The 19,378-nt window shown below is 65.6% G+C and carries 11 protein-coding genes and 1 pseudogene; 5 read left to right on the top strand and 7 right to left on the bottom strand.

Going from position 1 to position 19,378, the window contains the following annotated elements; translation table 11 throughout:
• Positions 1 to 232: 232 nt before the first annotated feature.
• The 5 genes and pseudogenes from RCF13_RS25575 to RCF13_RS25555 all read right to left on the bottom strand — a co-directional run bounded on the left by RCF13_RS25575 (position 233) and on the right by RCF13_RS25555 (position 10,421).
• The gene (locus RCF13_RS25575) at positions 233 to 457 is read right to left on the bottom strand and encodes a hypothetical protein (RefSeq protein ID WP_308141674.1); all 225 of its coding nucleotides are present in this window, start codon (positions 455 to 457) and stop codon (positions 233 to 235) included.
• A gap of 25 nt (positions 458 to 482) precedes the next feature.
• Positions 483 to 818, bottom strand: a pseudogene (locus RCF13_RS25570) (RHS repeat-associated core domain-containing protein); the annotation flags it as partial.
• A 22-nt stretch (positions 819 to 840) separates the two neighbouring features.
• The gene (locus tag RCF13_RS25565) at positions 841 to 6,228 is read right to left on the bottom strand and encodes a hypothetical protein (RefSeq protein WP_231352609.1); all 5,388 of its coding nucleotides are present in this window, start codon (positions 6,226 to 6,228) and stop codon (positions 841 to 843) included.
• A gap of 220 nt (positions 6,229 to 6,448) precedes the next feature.
• On the bottom strand, positions 6,449 to 7,450 hold the full coding sequence (locus tag RCF13_RS25560; protein ID WP_134968509.1) for a 2-hydroxyacid dehydrogenase: 1,002 nt from the start codon (positions 7,448 to 7,450) through the stop codon (positions 6,449 to 6,451).
• Between the two features lie 97 nt (positions 7,451 to 7,547).
• The gene (locus RCF13_RS25555) at positions 7,548 to 10,421 is read right to left on the bottom strand and encodes an autotransporter outer membrane beta-barrel domain-containing protein (protein WP_134968510.1); all 2,874 of its coding nucleotides are present in this window, start codon (positions 10,419 to 10,421) and stop codon (positions 7,548 to 7,550) included.
• Between the two features lie 236 nt (positions 10,422 to 10,657).
• Between RCF13_RS25555 and RCF13_RS25550 the strand changes: the two genes are divergently transcribed.
• Genes RCF13_RS25550 through RCF13_RS25530 form a run of 5 tightly spaced genes read left to right on the top strand, consistent with a single transcriptional unit; the run spans position 10,658 to position 16,666 of the window.
• Positions 10,658 to 11,185 carry a sigma-70 family RNA polymerase sigma factor gene (locus RCF13_RS25550; RefSeq protein ID WP_134968511.1) on the top strand — a complete coding sequence of 176 codons (528 nt, stop codon included), beginning with the start codon at positions 10,658 to 10,660 and terminating at the stop codon, positions 11,183 to 11,185.
• Positions 11,182 to 12,150 (top strand): FecR domain-containing protein, encoded by a 969-nt coding sequence (locus tag RCF13_RS25545; RefSeq protein WP_231352608.1) that lies wholly within the window; start codon positions 11,182 to 11,184, stop codon positions 12,148 to 12,150. Before RCF13_RS25550 ends, RCF13_RS25545 begins: the two co-directional genes overlap by 4 nt.
• A gap of 11 nt (positions 12,151 to 12,161) precedes the next feature.
• Positions 12,162 to 14,960: a TonB-dependent receptor gene (locus RCF13_RS25540; protein ID WP_308141662.1), complete on the top strand. Its 2,799-nt coding sequence runs from the start codon at positions 12,162 to 12,164 to the stop codon at positions 14,958 to 14,960.
• A 45-nt stretch (positions 14,961 to 15,005) separates the two neighbouring features.
• Entirely contained in the window at positions 15,006 to 15,962 is a 957-nt protein-coding gene (locus RCF13_RS25535; protein WP_134968491.1) for a hypothetical protein, read from the top strand.
• A complete protein-coding gene (locus RCF13_RS25530) occupies positions 15,959 to 16,666 on the top strand; it encodes a hypothetical protein (protein WP_134968492.1) in 708 nt (235 codons plus the stop codon). The genes RCF13_RS25535 and RCF13_RS25530 overlap by 4 nt, the downstream gene beginning before the upstream one ends.
• Before the next feature lie 82 nt (positions 16,667 to 16,748).
• Here the strand turns inward: RCF13_RS25530 and RCF13_RS25525 are convergent, their stop codons facing one another.
• Complete coding sequence (locus RCF13_RS25525) at positions 16,749 to 17,414, bottom strand: lysoplasmalogenase (RefSeq protein ID WP_134968493.1); 666 nt, start codon at positions 17,412 to 17,414, stop codon at positions 16,749 to 16,751.
• A complete protein-coding gene (locus RCF13_RS25520; RefSeq protein ID WP_134968494.1) occupies positions 17,411 to 19,294 on the bottom strand; it encodes a M61 family metallopeptidase in 1,884 nt (627 codons plus the stop codon). The genes RCF13_RS25525 and RCF13_RS25520 overlap by 4 nt, the downstream gene beginning before the upstream one ends.
• Positions 19,295 to 19,378 lie beyond the last annotated feature (84 nt).

The raw sequence follows: 19,378 nt of genomic DNA, 5'->3' as shown, positions 1-19,378 counted from the left end.
AGGTCCATAAGCACCTCGCGTCTTGGGCCGCTACTCCATGCTTCGTGTATGTCGCCAACAGACTTAGCGCTGTTCTGACCAATTGTGTTCGCCATGTCACATGACCAAAGACAATGTCGAAATGCGTCTCCCTTGCCATTGTGCTGCCCTGGGAGGCCTGACTCCACCGCCGCAGCCAGTGCTCTGTCGGCTGCAGACTTGGCTTTCCACGTGGGCAGCAGACCGATTGCATTCACGATCTGCTTTTTCTCGCCATTTGAATCGGATTCCTTGTACTCCCTGGATGATGCATTGGATATTGCCATCCTCGGAGCGCCAGTTTCTCGCTTATCGTCGACAGGGCTTCGCGCGGACGTTCGCAAACCCGCGACACCGCCAGAATCGCAGACGCCTTGGATTCTGGTTCCAGTGCATCCGATACGTCCATCTGGGTCAACGAATCGATACGGACTTCCATTTCCATACCTGTACCTGTTGAACTGCGCCATAGTCCCCCCATAGGCCGTCACAGGATCCACACTTAGAAACACACCCAACTGTGAATCCATGTACCGTTGCTGCATGTAGCTCAAGCCTGTCGAGGCATCGGTCACATGCCCGGTATAACCAGGCCCATCAGCAACGGATCCACCAACCACAGCACCATATGGCTCATAGGTGGTACGTCGGATAACGATGCCAGCCGAGTCGGTCTCAGCGACCGGTGACCCTAACGCATCGGTGTGGATATAGGTAATCGTCTCCGCAGCAGCCTGATTGAACAGCCCACCCAGAATCAGCGTGGCCCCGGCAACGGTCCGAATCAGCAGCGTCCTCATTCCTGCGTCCATCGAGTCCACCTCAGTTCGACCATGCCGAGCACGCCTGCGCATTGCAGGCACGCACCTTGTAACCACCCTGGCAGCGCGTATCGAGGTCGTAGCCGATGCCTTCTGCCCTATAGGTCGCGCCGCCGCTGCTTGAACGCATGTTGTAGTAGGTGGCACCCGGCGACGCATTCCAGATGACCGAGCAGATGTTGGGGCCGCTCTTTACGATCCTCACACCCGTAGGTACGGCCGGCGCACTGGAAATCGCAACCAGGCCAGCAGCAGAACTGGGGCTGCAGCCTGCGGGATTGCAGGCACGACCACGGTAGTAGAAGTTGCCTCCGCCGCCCTTATTCAGGGAAACGGTTCGATCCCCCGCAATCAGCGACCAGTTGGCGCCGTCAATACTTTCGTCGATTTCATAGCGCGTCGCGTCCGCTACTTCCAGCAGGGAGATCGAGTAAGCCGCGCCGATTCCCACTCCATCCGGCACGCGCAGGACCGGGGTCGCCGGAGGACCAATCACGCGCACGCCCGCTACCGCTGACCACGGTCCGCAACCGGCGACATTGCAGCCACGCACCTGGTAGTCCCACTGCCCCGGCCAGCGGCCGCCTCGGGCCACAGCGGTCGCACCGTCTTCCTGGGCGAGTCCGAAGCCACCGCCGTTGAGCTGTTCCATCAACTGGTAACTCGTCGCGGTGGGGATTGCGCCCCACCACATGCTCACGGTTGAACTGTAGCTCACGCCACCGAGATTGATTCCCGTGGCTTGGACCGGTGGCAATGTCACGACGATACCGCCTACGGCGCTTGCCGCGCTGCACCCGGCGTCATTGCATGCAAAGGCACGATAGGCGTAACTGCCGGCGATTCGTCCACTAATGGCCAGTTGATTCCCACTGATCCGGTTGATCTCAGTCCATGCCCCCCCGTTGAACTGTTCTTCAATGCGATAGCTGCTGGCCTGGGCCACGCTCGAAACAGAGACGGCGTAGCTGCCGTTGTAGCTCGCAGCAGGTACCGACAGTGCGGGTACGGATGGGGCATACAGCGCAGTAATCGCCGCTTCGGTCGAGTAGGCGCCGCAGCCCTGTGGATTGCATGCTTTGACCCGATAGCGGTAGGTGCCTGCAGGCTTGCTGGTCACTTGATAGGTTCGGCCAGAGCCATCAAAGGCCACATTCCAACCACCCCCCACGGCCTCCTCAAGCACAAAGCGGGCGGCCCCCTGCACCGCTGACCAGCTCAGGGAATAGGTTCCGTTGATACCTTGCGCCGGTGCAGTGATCACCGGCGCAGCGGTGGGAGCAAGCTCCACCTGGATGGAAGCTTCCACACCCCAAGCACCGCAGACAGTGCCATTGCAGGCACGGCCACGATAGCGATAGACGCCGGAGCTTCGCCCGGCCAGCGAAACGTTCAGCGCAGGCCCTTGATAGACAGCCTGCCAGTCACCGCCACCCGACTCCTGCACCTCGTAACGCTGCGCACCGGCAACGGCTGTCCACTGCACCGCAAACGCACCGTCCGCACTGTAACCCGGAACCGTTACGACCAGTGCTGCAGGCGCGATATCCACGGCACGCTTGGCAACAAGGCTGCCGTTGAGCTGGATATAGTCAAAGCCCTTCGCCTGGCGCTGATCGTGCTGATAGCGCAGCACGCCATCCTGCCCATAGAGGGAACGAATGTTGCCATTGGGCGCACTGGCCAGGGTGCGGCGTCCATGCGCGTCGTACTGATAGGCCTCCTTGCCATCGACCTCGCGCAGGCGATTGCCGTAGTCGAACCGGAACGCCACGCCATTGCGGATCTTCAGGTTACCCTGGCTGTCATAGCCAAGCCCGGTCACGGTCGCACCACTGCCGACATCCCGCACGTTCGTCAACCGATTGTTGAAGTCGTACTCAAAGGACTGCCGCCGCGCGCCGACGTTGGCGGCCACGATGTTGTCCAGAACGTTGTACGCATAGCTTGCGTTTCCGAAGCTGGCTGCCGTCACCGCGGTCAGACGATCCAGACCGTCATAGCGCATGTCGCGGTTTCCAGGGGCTGCCGGTAGGCCGTCACTGATGGCCGCCACATTGCCATTGGCATCGTAATCGTAGCCATCATCGATGACCTTGCCACCGGCACCACTGTCGGTGCTGCGATCGGGAAGGCCGCGCGCGTTCTGCGTCATCTGATGCACGACGCCGTTACCATAGGTGAAGCCGCTCATGCCGCCGTTCGCGTAATAGCGCACGTTGGTGGCGAAGGCTCCGGCTCGCGTCGGCTGCCCCAGCGCATTCGGGCCGTAGTCGATCGTCAGGCCGGACGGCTGCACATGGGTTGCCAAAGCGCCATTCGCATCGTAGCCATAGCCCAGCGCCCAGGCCTCACCACCGTCGTAGGCCACGCTCTCGGACGTAGGCAGCCCGCGTAGGTTGTAGGTGTAGTCGTTGGTGGTGACGGCGCCGTTGTTGCGGGTCTGCACACGCTTCACTTTCCCGCCAGGCCAGTAGTTCCAGTCCTGATCACCCTGGCCATCCGAGAAGCGCAGCGTCAGCAAACGATTCATGCTGTCGTAGGTGCGGTCAGCCCGTGAAGGCGACGCATAGGCAGCCTCGCTGTCGCATTGAGGGCCCAGCAACGTCAGGCCCGAGGCAGACCAGAGCAGATTGCCTGCAGCGTCATAGCCCATGCCGGTCGCACCCGTTTCGGGCTCCATGCTCTTGCACAGTCGCTGGGCGCCGTCATAGACGTACTGCCGCCGCACACTGATGCTGCCATCGCCGTTGCGTCGCAGGATCGACAGCGGCTTGCCCAGCGTGTCGCGCTGAATCTCCGTCACCACTCCCTCAGCGTGGAGAATCCGGATGGGCGTGTCCTGGCTGGGCTTGCCGTACATCAGGTAGTCGGTGGTGGTGGCAATGCCGCGCGGATTGGTCACCCTTACGCTGCCTCCACCGAGCTGCTCGGTGGTCGTGACAAGCCGGCCCAGTTCGCTGTCCTGCTCGCTGCGATTGGGGCGCCCGAGCGCGTCATAGCCGGTATGGGTGCCGGGCAGCGCCGAGCGGAAGTCGGACGCCGCGCGCGTCGGATAGGAGGTAAAAACCAGGCGCCCATTGCTGTCATAACGGGTCACCGTCTGGCGCAATGTACCGCCACGGTCCGCAGCGTCGAACGACTCTTCCAATACTGGGCGCCACAACCCATCGTAGTACGTCACCGCGCGTGCGTTGCCGGTACTGGACTCGCGCTTCCAATGTCCCGCTTCCAGCCCGATCTCCGCTCCCGGCACCTGGAAGAATCGCGTTGTAGAAGGATTCCAGGCCACGCTGTCATTGGCGGCCTGGGTCGCCAGTATGATTCGGCCCATCCCGTCGTAGTCGAAGCTCCGGCTGGCACCATTGGGCTCCACCGCTGCGCGCACCCAGCCATTGTCATCGACCTGCAGCGAGGCACTGCTGCCGTCCGGATACGCGACACTCTGCGGCAGGCCACGCTTCCAGCTGCCAAGCGCAATGGCATTGCCCTTGCCATCGGCCACGGAGGCGAGCGTGCCATCGGCGTGATAGCCCAGCGTCTGCTGCAACGCGCCGAAGGCGTAGGTACGTTGCGGGCGCGCCATCGAGTCGAACTCGGTGCGTTCGGTCTCAATCTCAACGCCGCCAACGCTCTGTGTGCTGCGCGCGACTTGGCTGAGTATCCAACGACCCGTGTCGTCGAAGTAGGTGGTTCTCAGCGTTCGCGCGCGCCCCAACGAGTTACTCTCGGTCTGCACCACCGGCCGCACATGCGCATCGAACTGATCGGTCGTGTTGACGAAGTTGACACCATCCTGGCTGAGCACAGATTGCTTCAGGGGACGAATCTTGACGGCGAAGGGATCATCGGCTGCGGTCATCGAACCATAGCTGTCCGGGAACGGTCCGGCCTGGACCTCGTCCGAACTCATATAGGTATTGGTGGTGACCTGGACGATCTGACCGTCCGGCGCGCGCACCGCCTCCTGCAGCAACTGCCCCTCATTCTCGTCGAATTTTCGTCCGAATACGCTGTGACGACGCGTGCCGTCCGGCTCCACGATCGTCGACACTGCGGAGTTCGCCAGGCCCGAGTCATACCCGCCCGATTCGTACGTCCAGGTCAGACTGCCCAACCCGGCCCCCGTCAGCGTCTTGCTGGTGATCGCGAAGAGGTCGAACGCATTGGAGGCGCGTTGCGCGTAGCGCCCACCGCCCATGTCTGCGCAGGCCGTACTTTTCACACCCAGCCGGGTGCGGCGCAGGTACTTGAACTCAAACTGCCCGCGCGTTCCCGATGGGTGGGTCGCGATGAGGGTAAAGCCGGACTGCTCGAACGTGGGCTTGATGCAGAGCTTCGGTTCACCATCCCAGCTCTGATACTCCGGATTCAGCCCTCCGAATCCGCCGTCCTGCCAGCTGTACTCATAGCCGAAGCGAGCACCATCCGGCTGCTGCACGGCACGCAGCGCAGGCCAGCGTGCGAATCCCATTGCACCGGAGCCCTCGTTGTACTCGTAGCTCCAGGTACGGCCATTGGCTGTCGCACTGGCAATGCGGTCCCCGGCATAGGCAATGGAGATGGCACGACCATCACTGCCGCGAATGCCAACCAGCTTGTCGCCCGAATAGTCATAGGCTACCCAGTTGCCGTGGCGATCTTCGACCCGGCTGGCCATCAGCAGAACACGCACCAACTTGGAACCTACGCCCTGGCCGAGATCCATGAAGCCCGCTGTTCGTTCAATACCCACATTGAAGAAGTAGCGATTCCCCGAAGCATCCACGCCCAGGAATCCCTCACCGGGATAGCCATTGGCCGTCGAGCCCAGGCAACTGAGGCGCATATTGCCTCGAGTGCCCCAACGATAGGTTTCACCGTTGGTGGGTTTCGGGTTGGAGGCGTTGGCGATCAGCAGCATCTCCTGCTCGCCCTGGTCGGGGACACGCACCTGCACGCCGGTCCAAATCTCGAAGGTGCCCACGCCGGTACGCGTCTTGGGGTAGAAGGTCTGCGAGCAACGCTGGGTGGCACCATTACCCGACTCGTTCCACTTCCAGATGGAGTCGAAGGTGGCGTGCATGTAGGGGACTTCGATGTCCCAGCTGCCGAATCCCCCCAACGGCTGCCGGTCCTTGAAGGACTGCACAGCGAGACGACGCTGCAATCGCACCGGCAGCGCGTTGTTGCCTGGCAAGTCGATGTCGGTAACGACAAATTCGGTCGACCCCGAGCTGGGGCTGATGCTATCCCCGAACAGGCTCGAGGTCAGCGGTGCCAGCCCCTCGCTGTTCTTGATCTTTTTGTAGTACTCGGTATGCGGGGTGACCGGGCTACTCGCCCAGGTCCACCCGGATGACACGACCAATGCCGCGCCCAACAACGCCTGCCACTGCCAGATACGCATGGAACATCCCTTTGTCCAATTGCGTCGGCAATCACCAGACGATCGGTAATCCACCGACGTGTGCTGGCGTCATGTTCCGGCCAGAAAGCAGCTGCGCCGTCCCTTGCGCCCCCTGTACTTCAAGGGAGGACAAGCCCCCCTTCACGACAGCTTCATATGATATTCACCCAAAGTAAATACCCTAGGTGGGGACTGGGTGAGGCCCACTTCCGCAGCGTGTCTACGCTCCCACCCGGTTCGCACACACCCGCCCCTCGGCGAAATCCCGCAGGTTCCCCAGCGTGATTGCCGAGATCTCCTGCAGCGCCTCTACGGTGAAGAAGCCCTGGTGGCCGGTCACCAGCACGTTGGGGAAGGTCATCAGGCGCTGGAAGGCCTCGTCGTCGATGATCTCGCCGGACAGGTCCTGGAAGAACAGCGCGCTTTCCTGCTCGTAGACGTCGATGGCCAGATGCCCCAGCCGCCGCGACTTCAGCGCGCGAATCACCGCATGGGTATCGACCAGCGCGCCGCGCGAGGTGTTGACCAGCATCGCGCCGGTCTTCATCCGCGCCAGCGAGGCGTCGTTGATCAGGTGCTGGGTATCGGGCGTCAGCGGGCAATGCAGCGACACGATGTCGGCGCGCGCCAGCAGTTCATCCAGCCCAACCATGTCGCCCACGCCGGCGAAGGCCGGCGATGGATACGGGTCATGCCCCAGCACGGTGCAGCCCATGCCGTGGAAGATGCGCGCGGTGGCCAGGCCGATCTTGCCGGTGCCGACGATGCCGACCGTGCGCCCATGCAGAGTGCGGCCGAGCAGGCCATCGAGCATGAAGTTGCCCTCGCGCACGCGATTGTAGGCGCGATGGGTCTGCCGGTTGAGCGTCATCACCAGCGCCAGCGCGTGCTCGGCCACGGCTTCGGGGGAATAGGCCGGCACCCGTGCGACGAACAGCTCCAGCGCTTTCGCGGTGGCCAGGTCCACATTGTTGAAGCCGGCGCAGCGCAGCAGGATGGCGCGTACGCCCAGCGCATGCAACGCGTGCAGAACCGGCGCGTCGAGGCGGTCATTGACGAACACGCATACCGCGGCGCAGTCCTGTGCCAACGCAGCGGTATGCACGTCCAGCGCGGCATCGAAGTACACGAACACAAAGCCCTGCCCGGCCGCATCGCGCTGGTTGGCCTCGCCGAGGAAACGACGATCGTAGGGGCGGGCACTGAAAACGGCGATCTGCATGACGGGGCCTGGCTGGAGTTCCCTGCCGACCATACCGCAGCACCTGCCCTGATGGGATGGCCCCGGCGATACGCATATCGCCGGGGCCGGGTACCACTTAGAACCGATAGCCCAGGCCCAGCATCACGCCGTTCTGGATCTGCCCGTCGCGGCGCTCACCCACGTAGTCGGCCATGATCGACAGGCGCTCGCTGGCACGACTGGTCACGCCCAGGTTCCAGGCCAGCACCTGCTCACCCACGGCCTGGCTGCTGGCACCAAACACTAGGTCCGGGGCCGCAGCAAAGCCGGTGCTGTAGCGCGCCTGGGTGTCACCCAGTTCCTTCTGCCAGACCACGCGGGCACGCGGGGTGATGCGCTCGCCGTTGTTGCCCTCGAAGGTCTTGAACAGCTGCAGGCCGGCACCCACACGAATGCTCTCCAGGCTGCCGCTGCGGCCGAGCAGCGCACCGGCGCCCTGCCCTTCATTGAAACGGGTGGCCGAGGTCCGTGCGTAGTCCACCACCGGCAGCAGCGGCTGGATCACCAGTCCCTTGCCGGTGGTGAAGGAGAACGCGTGTTCGACTCGCGCCGAGATCGCATCGTTGCTGTATCGGGCGCGCAGCGGCTGTTGCAGGCCATCGATGGCCGAAAGGCTGCGGCGGGTGTCATGCCGCAGGTCGGTGTAGCGCACGGCCGCCGACAGATAGCCCCGCGAATAGGTCGCATCCAGATAGCCGCCCACATCCAGCGCGCGTACGTCGCCACTGAAACCGGAGCCATCGCTGGCCTTGGTCGACATGTCGGCCGCGGCCACGCTGACGCCAAGGGTGACGCGGTCATCGGCCACGCGGGTGTCGGCACCGACCACGATGCCACCGATGTTGTGGCTCAGGCCGGCCACGCCGCCGTCGGCATCGATGCGGCCATGGCTGGCGAAACCGCGTGCCCACAGGCCATGGCTGCGCCCCGCCACGCGGCTGTCGCCAGCAGCCTCGCCCGCCGGCTCGACCAGATGCATGGCCAGCTGATTGAACAGGCTGCCATGGCGCATGCCCGGCTGCGCTGAGACCGACTGCGCCGCCTGCGAAGCCAACCCGTCTGCATCGCCGCCACTGCGCATCGCTGCCTGGTGCTGCTGCACGACGTTGCCGATGCTGCCGATCAGTGCATTGTCGGCCAGGCGCAGGCTGGCGTGCGCGTCACCGCGCAGGGCGCCAGCCTGCTGTGCGATCACATCACGGTCAGCGAACTGCAGCGCGCCGAGCAACGACTTCAGGCCGCTGTCCTGGCGGTCCGATGCAGCGGCCAGCGCGCGCCCCAGGCCGTCGCCGGAGGTGCCGTTGGTGAACAGGCCCAGCTGGTCGAAGCCTGGATTGGCAGTCAACCACAGGCCATCGGCGGTCTGGTTGACGTTGAAGCTGAGCAGCGAATTGTGGCGCGGGCGGAACACTTCACCGGCCGTGATGCTGGCGCTGTAGCCGGCATCGCCCAGCCGCACGGCATCCTGGAAGCCCCCCTGGTAGATCGGTCCTTCCACCAGGTCGCGACGGTAGGTGCCGGCATAGAAGCCCTGGGCGACGTTCAACGCCAGGTGCGCGCCCTGCGCGATCACCAGCGCGCCCTCCTCGGTGCCGCCATCGTAGAAGCTGCCGACGCGCAGGCGGCCACTGCCGGCACCACCCGCTTCGGTAACATCGAACAGCACCTGCCCGCCGGGCATGATGTTGACGTAGCCGTGGGTCACCAGATCACCGCCACGCGGCATCAACGTGCCGAACACGCGCAGGCGGTTGAAGCCATCCTCGCGGTAGGACGGGCCGGTGCCATCCAGCAACGCATCGCTGTCGGTGCCGACCGATGCGATATCACCGTGGCCGACCACGATGCTGCCCGGCATCACCCGCAGTTCGGGGGTGCGCAGCGCACCACCCTCCAGTGCGATGGTGCCGTTGTCCACCAGAATGAAATCGGCGCCGGTGGTTTCGGCGGTGCGCCAGGTGGCGCCGTTGCTGACACGGATCACGCCCGCCGAACTGCCCAGGGTGGACGCATCCAGATCGGCCAGCCGCAACTGGCCGCGCAGCTCTTCCTGGAGGTCGGGATCGGCGAGCAGCTGTTGCAGCGACTGCGTGCCGATGCCGTTCGGCCCCCGCGTGGAGACGTTGTACAGGCTCACCGCGTAGTTGATGTAGGTGCTGGCCCAGTCGGTATTCCAGCGCGCGAAATCGTCGTCGACGAAGGCCTGCAGCTGGCGCGCGGTGCGCAGGTAGCCCGGGTTGATGTCGCCGCTGACGTTGCTGGTGACACGGAGGGTGTCGCCCGGATCGCGATAGCCTGCCGTGTTGATGATGTTGTTGCCGCGGATGTCCTGGCCCGGGAACGACTCCAGCTTGCTGCCGCTGCCATCCGGATCGAAGGTGACCGACGTACCCGTGGTGCGCGCCGGGTCGCGGAATACCAGCAGGCCATTGGGTTGAACCACTTCATACATCGCCTTGTGCAACAGGCCCGCATCCATCCCGCCGCCGTAGTTGCCTGTGTAGATCTGGGTCATGCGCGCTGACGGCGCATAGGTGATCTTGCCGCCACTGCTGGCGGCATGGATCTGCACCGAGTCGACCAGTGGCAGATCGCCGCCGAGGTAACGGTTGACGCCACCGGACTGCATGATCGAGCAGGACGAGATGCAGTGGCCGGACACGATGGTGTCCAGGCCCTGGGTGCGGATCACCGCCTGCAGCCACTCGCCGGCGATCAGCGCGCCACCATTGGATGTGCGCAGCACGACTTCGCGGATCGGACGGCCTTCAGCCTGTGCCTTGGCCAGCAGCGCGGGCAGCGCCACCACGTCGGCGACGGTCACGCCGCCGCTGAGGAAGACGCGATCGTCCCGCACGTGATAATTCATTGCCATGACGTCATCAACCGCCGCCATGGCGGTGATGCCCATCAGCCCGGCCAGGGCCAGGCTCAACTTCGAATGCTTCATGTGTTCTCTCTCCACCCGCAACACACGGGTCAGGAGTTCAACGTCCGGGCGGCGCAAACTCCCCCAGCGCACCAGCCCCCGAAACATGAATGCATTCACAATGGAATCAGGGGCCATGCACACTCTTCCCCATCCGGTCATCGTCGCGTAAAACTCGAAGACGCACCCGCCACCGACGCCCGAGGCCAGCCCTGTCCACGCCCTCTCCTCTGATCCATCGCGCGCCGGACCTGTCCGTGCCGACGGACGCGTTCATTGCGTTCGTACGGGAAGAGCGCGCGCCGTTGTGCACTTTCCTGCGCACGCGCGGCGTTGGGCCGGAGGATGCCGAAGACATCGCGCAGGACTGCATGGAGCGGCTGATCCGCTATCGCGCGCACAGTGCCGACGAGCTGCGGTTGCTGCTGTATCGTATCGCCCGCAACCGCCTGGCAGACCGCGGCCGCTCGTCGCAGTCGCGGCCACACCTGTCTCTTGCCGAACACGATGGCGGCGACGAGCCCTCCAGCACGTCGCCCGATCCATTGCGCCAGGCCGAGTCCGGGCAGATGCTGTCCCTGCTGCGGCAGGCCCTGTTCAAGCTGCCCGAGCGCGCGCGCGAGGTGTACCTGCTCAACCGGATCACCGGCATGAGCTATACGCAGATCGCGCGGCACTGTGGAATCACCGCCAAGACCGTGGAAAAACATATCGCCCGCGCCCTGCAGGGCCTGCGCCAGGAACTCGGATCGGATCCGCTGCACAACGACAGGGACAACGGATGAGTCACGCCAGACCCAGGGAAGACACCCTGCTGTTTGAACGCGCCAGCGCCTGGGTGGCGCGGCTGGAGGCTCCGGACTGCACGCCGGGCGAGCGAGAGAGGTTCGAGGACTGGCTGGCCGAGGACCCGGCCCATGTCAGCGCCTGGATCCAGGCCGAGACCCTGTTCCAGCGGGGCGAAGAACTGGCCGCCGACCCATGGCTGCGCACCGCCGCAGCACGTGCGGCACGGCCGGCGCAGCGTCGCTGGCTGCCGGCAGTGGCCGCCGCCGCAGGCGTCTGCCTGGCCATCGGGATCGGCTGGATGGTCGCCATCGACGGCAACCCCACACCGCTGCGCTATGCCAACGATTCCCACCAGCCCCGGCAGCAGACGCTGGCCGATGGCAGCGTGGCCACGCTGGATGCGGGCACCACGCTGCACGCCCGATTCGGTTGGCGCCATCGCAACCTGGTGCTGGAACGGGGCCGCCTGCAGCTGCAGGTCGCACCGTCGAGCAAGGCGCTGCAGCTGCGCGCCGGCGACAGCACCATCCGCGACATCGGCACCACCTTCCAGGTGGAGCGCCTGAACGACGGCCTGGTCGAAGTCGCACTGCTGGAAGGTGCGGTGGAAGTCAGCAATGGCGGGACCCAGCACACCCTGGCACCCGGCCAGCAGCTGCAGGTGCTGCCCTCGGGCCGCTTCCAGCCCGGCCCGGCGCTGTCGTCCAATGCCGCTGCCGAAGGCTGGCTGAAGGGACAGCTGGTGTTCGACGCCACGCCGCTGTCGATCGTGGTCGAGCGCATGAACCGCTACGGTCGCACGCCGCTGGTGATCGCCGATCCCGAGATCGCCAGCCTGGCCGTGAGTGGCACCTTCCGTGCCGGTGATGCGCAGGAACTGCTGTCGGCGCTGGAACTGGGCTGGTCGGTGGCTGGCCAGACGCGACCGGATGGCGCGCTGGAACTGCGCCGCACGTACTGAGGAGGCCTGCAGTGAAGGCAGTACCGGGCGCGCTGCGGGAGGGGCTGCTCCGCACCCTGTTCTGCTTCGCGCTGAGCTTCGCCGCGCTGCCCTCTGCCGATGCAGCCGAACAGGCCGGCACCCTGGAGGTCGATGTGGGTTCAGGCCCGCTCGCACCTGCCCTGCAGCAATGGGCGCGCCAGAGTGGCATCGCCCTGCTGTTCGATGCGCGTGAACTGGATGGCCTGCGCACGGCCGGCACCCATGGCCATAGCGACGCGGTCGTGGCCCTGAAGGAACTGGTCGCCGGCATGCCGGTGACCATCCTGCGCACGCCTGCCGGTGGATTCGTCGTCCGCCGCACCCGGCCGGCACCGCCATCGCCACCGCCGGTCGCGGCGCGTGCGATGCCCGCGGCACCGTCGCCGGGCAGGGTGCCCGAGACGCCACCGCAGGTGGAGCTGGCGCCGATCCATGTCACCGGCAGCCGGCTGCCGCGCACCTCCGTGCAGACCACGCTGCCGGTGACCATCATCGACCGCGATGACATCCTGCGCAGCGGTTACGGCAGCCTGTTCGACCTGCTGCGGCACTTGCCGGGCATGAACGGCCACCCGGCAATGAGCACCTCGCGCAGTGGCGATTCGCAGTACCTGCCGGTGGGTGCGGCCACCACCACCAGCCTGGACGGCATGGGACCGCGTGCGACCTTGTTCCTGGTCAATGGCCGGCGCCTGCCACGCTATCCGATGGTGTCGCTGGAACAGGGCGGGCTCACCGACCTGGGGGGCATCCCGCTCAGCTTCGTCGAGCGCATCGAACTGGTGCGTGGCGGTGCGTCGGCCATCTATGGAGCCGACGCGATGTCCGGCGTGGTCAACATCATCCTGCGTGACCAGGCCGATGGCCCTGAAGCCATGCTGCAGACCGGCCTGAGCGGGCGCGGCGACGCCGGCCAGTATCGCCTGCAGGCGGCCACCGGCGGCGTGCGGGACGGAGGGGACCGCTGGTTCGCTGGCATCGACCTGCATCGCATCGACCACGTGGCCGGCGATCGCCGCGAATGGCATGCGGAAACCTCGCAGTACCTGATCGGCGCGTTCCGCGATGGACGCTACTGGCCGGCAACGCGCTGCGAAGGGCCATTGAAACGGCGCGATGGTGCCTGCTGGTTCGACAGCGCACGCCCGCGTTCGCTGCAACCGGCCTCGGACACCGCCTCGGCCTACCTGCGCTATCGGCATGAGCGCGGCGAGGGTCGCTATGCCTACGCCGAGGCACGGGCCAGCCACAACCGGCAGCGCTTCGACCTCGGCCCGACCGCCGTAGCCATCGGACTTTATGGGTTCACCTTCAACAGCGTGCTGCGCGAAGCCGGCAACGTGCGTCCGCATGTACGTGCCACCGATGCCGACGTCACCTTCGGCATCGGCCGCGACCAGGGCCGCCGCAGCTGGGATGCCGGCATCAGCGCACAGCGCAGCGATGTCACTCTGACGACGTCCGGCACCGTGCGCGCCCAACCACTTTTGCGCGCGGCCGAGACGCTGGATTTCCTGCCCGGCTTCACCTCGTTGCCGGCAGAGACCGCCGCGCAGTTGTTCCCGTCGATCCGCAACCGCGGGCGCACCGAGCAGTGGCAGGGCTGGTGGGGCATGCAGCGCGAGTTGATGCCATTGGCCGGCGGTGCTGCACAAGTGGCCACCGGCATCGACCTGCGCCAGGAACGCTGGACGTCGCATCCCGACGCGCTGCTGAGCCAGGGCGACCTGGCGCTGGGCCTGCCACAGGAACAACGCCACCTGTCACGCCGCAGTGGCGGTGCCTACGCCGAACTCGGCCTGCCATTGGCGCGCACGCTGCGCGTGGACCTGGCAGCACGCTGGGACCGCGATGGCGATTACCAGGCTTTCTCGCCCCGCGTGGGCGTACGCTGGAGCCCGACACCGCAGTGGTCATTCCTGCTTGCCACCGGGCGCGGCTACCGGGCCCCCAGCCTGTTCGAGCAACGGCGGCCGCCGGGCTATTTCGGCGCGATCGAACTACCCGCCTCCAGTGCACTGCCCGACTGCGCGCAGAGCAACGGCAACGGACGCTGCAGCGTAACCGTAGACGTGGTGGAGAACGATGCGCTGAAAGCGGAGCGGTCGCGCAGTCATTCCTTGGGTGCGACCTGGACACCGACCGATGCGTTTTCACTGTCGCTGACCCACAACATCGTCGAACTGCGCAACGAGATCCTGGCCCTGCAACCGGCCGACGCAGTGTGGAATTCAAGCACGTGGGAGTTGGACGAGGACGGCAACCTGCACAACCTGCGCCTGTCCTTCGACAACATCGGCCGCACCACATCGCGCAACCTTGTTCTGCGCGGGGAGTACCACATCGACACCGGCAGCACCGGCCAGTGGCTGTTCTCCGTCGATGCATTGAAACAGCAGGAGCTACGCCGCGAGCGTGGCCACGAAGCGACGGTGGACCTGCGTGGCCATGTCACGCCAGCGATGGCCGCCGTGCTCAATGTGCAGTGGCAGAACAGCAACTGGGACATCGCCCTGCGCGGCAACCAGGTAGGGCGCACGCGTGCCTGGCTGCCCGGTGCGGAATGCCCGGAGGAACAGCGCGAGCAGAACCATTGCATGAATCCGCGGCAGCTGCGCTGGAACCTGCATCTGGCAAGGCGGCTGGGGCCGCGCGTGGTCGCCGCGCTGGACGTGCACAACGTGCTCGACACGCAACCGGTGAACTACCTGGTCGGCAATGGCGGCCAGATGCCGGGGCTGGACGATCCACTTGGCCGCTACTTCCTGCTGACCCTGCAGATCCGCTGAGCGTAGTACCCTACGCGCCCTGTTCCATCGGTCCCCCACCACCCCATGAAGGCCTATCTCTGGTTCTGGGGCGCGTTCCTGCTGTTCTTCGCGTTGCCCTTCCCGAGCATCCTCTACTTCGGCACGTCGTGGCCGGTGCCACTGGCCGACCGCAGCGCGCCATGGCTGGCCCTGCTGCTGCTCGCGCTGTCGCTGGCCCTGTGGCTCGCGTTGCTGCTCGCCTTCCTGCACTACCTGCTGCTGGGCCCGCCGCGCGCGCTGCATCGGGTGCGCACCATCCTGGCCGACGGTGAGCCACGTGAGGCGTTGATCGAACAGGCCGAGCAGACCGGCGTGCACGTGCGCGGCTTCGCGCAGTGGAAGCTGCAACTGGGCTTCCAGAACCTGTCCGGCACGCCGATCAACGAGCAGATGCTGGTGGTGGACAGCAAACCGCAGCTGCAGCGTTTCGTGGCTGGCCAGCGCATCGAGGTTCGCCTGAGCCGGATGCCGGGTGCGTTCCCCAATGTGGTGCTGGACGGTGCCCAGCCCGAACTTGATGTCGCCAGCCTTTGGCGCCGCGGCGCCGGAGCGGTCATCGGCATCGTCGTGGTTGCCAGCGCCTACGTGCTCGCCTATCGGCTGCAGAGCGAGGGCCTGGGCTGGACGTTCCTGTCCTTCGGCCACCCACTGCTGGTGTGCCCGCTGGTGTTGTGCGGCTACGCCCTGGGTCTGCGCGTCCTGGGGCGCCTGCTGCAGGCCGATGCACGCGGCGACGCGCTGAAGTACCGCGGCATCGGCGTGGATGCGAAGGTGCTGAAGCTGCGCCAGACCGGCACCTACCTCAACGAGCAGCCGCAGGTGGAGTTCCAGCTGGAGTACACGGACCGCGAAGGTGGCATACAGCAGGTGAGCGTGCGCCGCTTCATCCCGTTGATCGAGCTGGCCAACCTTCCACGCGAGCAGGTCACGCTGCTGTACGACCCGGAAGATCGCGGCAACGTACGTCTGGAGGGTGTATGAAGCAACCCCCCTCGACGCGGCTGGTATTTTCGATGGTGCTGCTGTTGCTGGCCGGCGTCGCCGTTGCCGGCGGGGCACTGCAGACCCTTGCCGAAACGATGGGCCATCCGGTGCAGGATGACCGCGCAACTACGCCGATCACCACGCCACCACCGCGCGAGCGGCCTGCTTCGCTCGCACCGATTCCCGAACCGCGGTCGATGCCGATGCCCGAACGCAGCAACCGCTTGTTCGATGCGGACTACCTGCTGGCCGCCCGCCAGGCACTGGAACAGATGCCAGCCCTGGCCGGGCACCGGTTGATGGTGTTCCACAGCATCCACTTCTACGATGACGGCCGCATCAATCTGGACCTGGTCGATCCGCAGCAACCCACGCACGTGGACAGCTACCACTTCGAGCACGGCCAGTGGCGCAAGGGCGAGCCGGTCGATCCGCAGCGCTTCGCGCCCACCATCACCCTGCGCCGCAGCAGCACGGCGCTGGCCAACATTGATTTCGAGGCGGTGCCACGCGTCGCCCAGGCGCTGCAGGCGCAGCGCAACGCCCTGATGGCCACGCCGGGTGACGTCGGCCACGTCTATGTGATCGTGCGCAAGGGTGGCAAGCTGGTGTGGCTGCCGGATGAAGTCGCCGGTGATCGCCAGTCCGTGCGACTCTCGTTCGATGCACAGGGCCGTTCCGGCAACGCGAGCCTCCAATAGTCAACGCAAAGAGGGGACGGAGGGGATTAAGTCGTTTGCGCCTTGGTGCCGTCTGCGACTTAATCCCCTCCGTCCCCTTTTTCTATTTCACCGAACGGGCGATGGCGTACTGCGCGCCGTAGTAGGTGGACAGCACCAGCAGGCTGGCCAGCTGCAGGCCGCCGGCGAAGCGGTCCCAGGCCAGCAGCGAATCGCTGGCGACGAACAGCAGCGCACCGGCGGCCGCCCAGCGGGCGCTGCTGGCTTCCATTGCATCGGTGTGCGGTCGCCGCCACTGGCGTGCGAGCGCCAGTACCGCCATCGATGCCAGCACCACCACGTATGCCAGCACCGGAATGCGCATCGGTGCGGGCAGGTGCGGCCACAGCCCAAGCACATTGAGTACAGCGAACGCACCGAGCAGGATGCTGGCGGCGAGCAGGCCACGCCCGGCACGCAGGCCCTCACGGAAGGCGACGATGTAGCAGAGGTGCGCCAGCAGGAACGCCACCAGCCCCGGTACGAACGCGTCCATCGGCAACATCAGCGCGATGTCACCCACGCACGACAGCAGCATGCCGGCCAGCACCGCGCGCCGGTAGGACGGCCGCGCAGGATCACGCACCCGCCAGGCGATGGCAGCGATCAGCAGCGTGGTCGCCGGCTTCGCCAGCCAATGCAGCCAGCGCCCGTCACCGTGCAGGAACGCGCCGATGATGGCGAGGACCGCCATCAGAAGGATCCCGACGTCGCGCACGCGCGCTGTCATCGCGCCTTCCACAGATCCGCCAGACGGTCAGGCTTGCCGGCAATGCGCTCCAGCACCGGATACTGCAGGCCACCGTGGTAGTCGATGTTCATCGTGTCGATCCGATCGAACTGCTTCACCAGCAGCACGATCGGCGCCTTGTCCTTGGCCGCCGTCGCCACCGCATCCTTCAAGCGCTGGCTGCTGTACTCGCGCCCGCCAACCGCGATCACCTTCATGCCGGGTGCAAGACCGGCGTTGAAGGCCGGGCTGTCCCAGATCACGTCGCCGACCACGCCGCTGTCGAGCACGGTCGCGCCCAGCGAGTACGCCAGCAACGCCGCCTTGGCGCGTTTCTCCTGTGCCTTGTAGGCGTCGTTCGGGGTATTGCGGTAGACCAGCTTCCAGCCCGCCAGTTCCAGCCCCCCGGTCAACGAACCGTGGCCGTCCAGGCGCCCGCGCAGGAACGTCGCCCAGTCGTAGCGCGCGATGCCGTTCAAGGTCGCCACTACGTCGTCGAAGGTGTACGGGTTGACGTCCCAGTCGCCGTTGCCGACGCCGAAGAACGCACGCGCGAAGTCATCCAGGCTGCGACGGTTGCCGCTCAGCGCGCGCAGCTTGCCCTCCACTTCCAGCCACAGCATCTGGCCACCGGAGTAATAGTCTTCGCTCATCTGGTAGTTGCGGTACGGCAACGTGCGGCGCTGGGCGATGGTCGGGTCGTTGGTGGTGTCCTGCAACGGCCGCCACGCCAGGCCCGGGCGGCCGCGATCATAGGTCGCGGCCACATTGGCCAGCATGTCGCGTGCCTGCGCGACCGACCACAGCCCAGAGCGCGCCGCCAACACCTGCCCCCAGAACTGGGTCTGCCCCTCGTATACCCACAGCAGGCTGTCACCCATCGGCGTGTTGAAGTTGGCGGTAGCCAGGTCAGCGCCACGGCGGTATTTGCCGTTCCAGGAATGGGTGTACTCGTGCGGCAGCAGATCGCGCATCCAGGCGTTGTCGTCCCACTCGGTGAAGTAACCCGGGTCGGCGCTGTTCTCGCTGGAGCGGTGATGCTCCAGGCCGATGCCACCAAGACGGTCGGTCAACGCCAGCAGGAATTCATAGTGGTTGTAGTGACGCGCACCGTAGAGCTTGTCCGCCTGCTGCACCAGCGCGCGGTGCATCATGATCTGCGCCTCGCTCGGCTTCAGCGACTTGGCTTCGTCGGCAAACACATTGAGGTGCACCGGCACCTTCGCGCCCGGATCGAGATCGATGCGCTGGTAGTGCTCGCCAGCAAACAACGGCGAATCGACCAGATGGTCATACGAGATCGGCTTGAACACCACGGTATCGCCGTCGCGGCGCGCGGTTTCCAGCGCAGTGGCAAACGACCAGCCCTTGGGCAGGGTCACGCTGGCCTGCGCCTGCAGGTCGCGTGCATCGACGCCGGCCGGATACAGCGAGTTGGCATTCCACTGCAGGTTGAGCATCTCCGGGGTCATCACCACCCGCCCCTGGCTGCCCCCCTGCGAGGACAGGAAATCGAAGTGGGCGACGATCTCGCTGACGCCCTCGGGCACGTCCACCTTGAACGCATAGACGTTGTACTGGTCGCGCTGCCAGGCCAGCGGCTTGCCGTTGGCGGTGACACGCAGGCCGGCCAGTTTGTCGATCGGGCCAGTGGGTGAATGGTTGCCGGGAATCCACTGCGGGTACAGCAGGGTCATCGGGCCGGGCTTGGCCGGCACGGTGGCAGTCACCTTGAAGATGCGCCGGGCCAGGTCACGCGCATCCACATCGATGCGCAGCAGTCCTGGGGCTGCGGCATCACCCGATGGCGAGGCCTGCGCCAGCGCGGGCGTGGCGGCCAGCGCGAACAGCAACGACATCGCCAGGGCTCGGGTCTTCATCGGCAACTTCCAGCAGCGGAGAATCCTCCGATGCTAGGCCTGTGCGGTGCCCTGCCCCATGGCCAAAGGTCATGGGCGGTGCGC

The organism is Stenotrophomonas maltophilia group sp. RNC7, assembly GCF_030910085.1.
Taxonomy (GTDB): domain Bacteria; phylum Pseudomonadota; class Gammaproteobacteria; order Xanthomonadales; family Xanthomonadaceae; genus Stenotrophomonas; species Stenotrophomonas sepilia.
Note: the sequence above shows the minus strand (reverse complement) of the source record. Positions and strands in the feature narration are given on the sequence as shown.

Bases quoted from the DNA above. Each gene is read 5' to 3' on its own strand.
- RCF13_RS25575 (WP_308141674.1), bottom strand. From the start codon at position 457: ATGGAAGTCCGTATCGATTCGTTGACCCAGATGGACGTATCGGATGCA.
- RCF13_RS25565 (WP_231352609.1), bottom strand. From the start codon at position 6,228: ATGCGTATCTGGCAGTGGCAGGCGTTGTTGGGCGCGGCATTGGTCGTG.
- RCF13_RS25560 (WP_134968509.1), bottom strand. From the start codon at position 7,450: ATGCAGATCGCCGTTTTCAGTGCCCGCCCCTACGATCGTCGTTTCCTC.
- RCF13_RS25555 (WP_134968510.1), bottom strand. From the start codon at position 10,421: ATGAAGCATTCGAAGTTGAGCCTGGCCCTGGCCGGGCTGATGGGCATC.
- RCF13_RS25545 (WP_231352608.1), top strand. From the start codon at position 11,182: ATGAGTCACGCCAGACCCAGGGAAGACACCCTGCTGTTTGAACGCGCC.
- RCF13_RS25535 (WP_134968491.1), top strand. From the start codon at position 15,006: ATGAAGGCCTATCTCTGGTTCTGGGGCGCGTTCCTGCTGTTCTTCGCG.
- RCF13_RS25530 (WP_134968492.1), top strand. From the start codon at position 15,959: ATGAAGCAACCCCCCTCGACGCGGCTGGTATTTTCGATGGTGCTGCTG.
- RCF13_RS25525 (WP_134968493.1), bottom strand. From the start codon at position 17,414: ATGACAGCGCGCGTGCGCGACGTCGGGATCCTTCTGATGGCGGTCCTC.
- RCF13_RS25520 (WP_134968494.1), bottom strand. From the start codon at position 19,294: ATGAAGACCCGAGCCCTGGCGATGTCGTTGCTGTTCGCGCTGGCCGCC.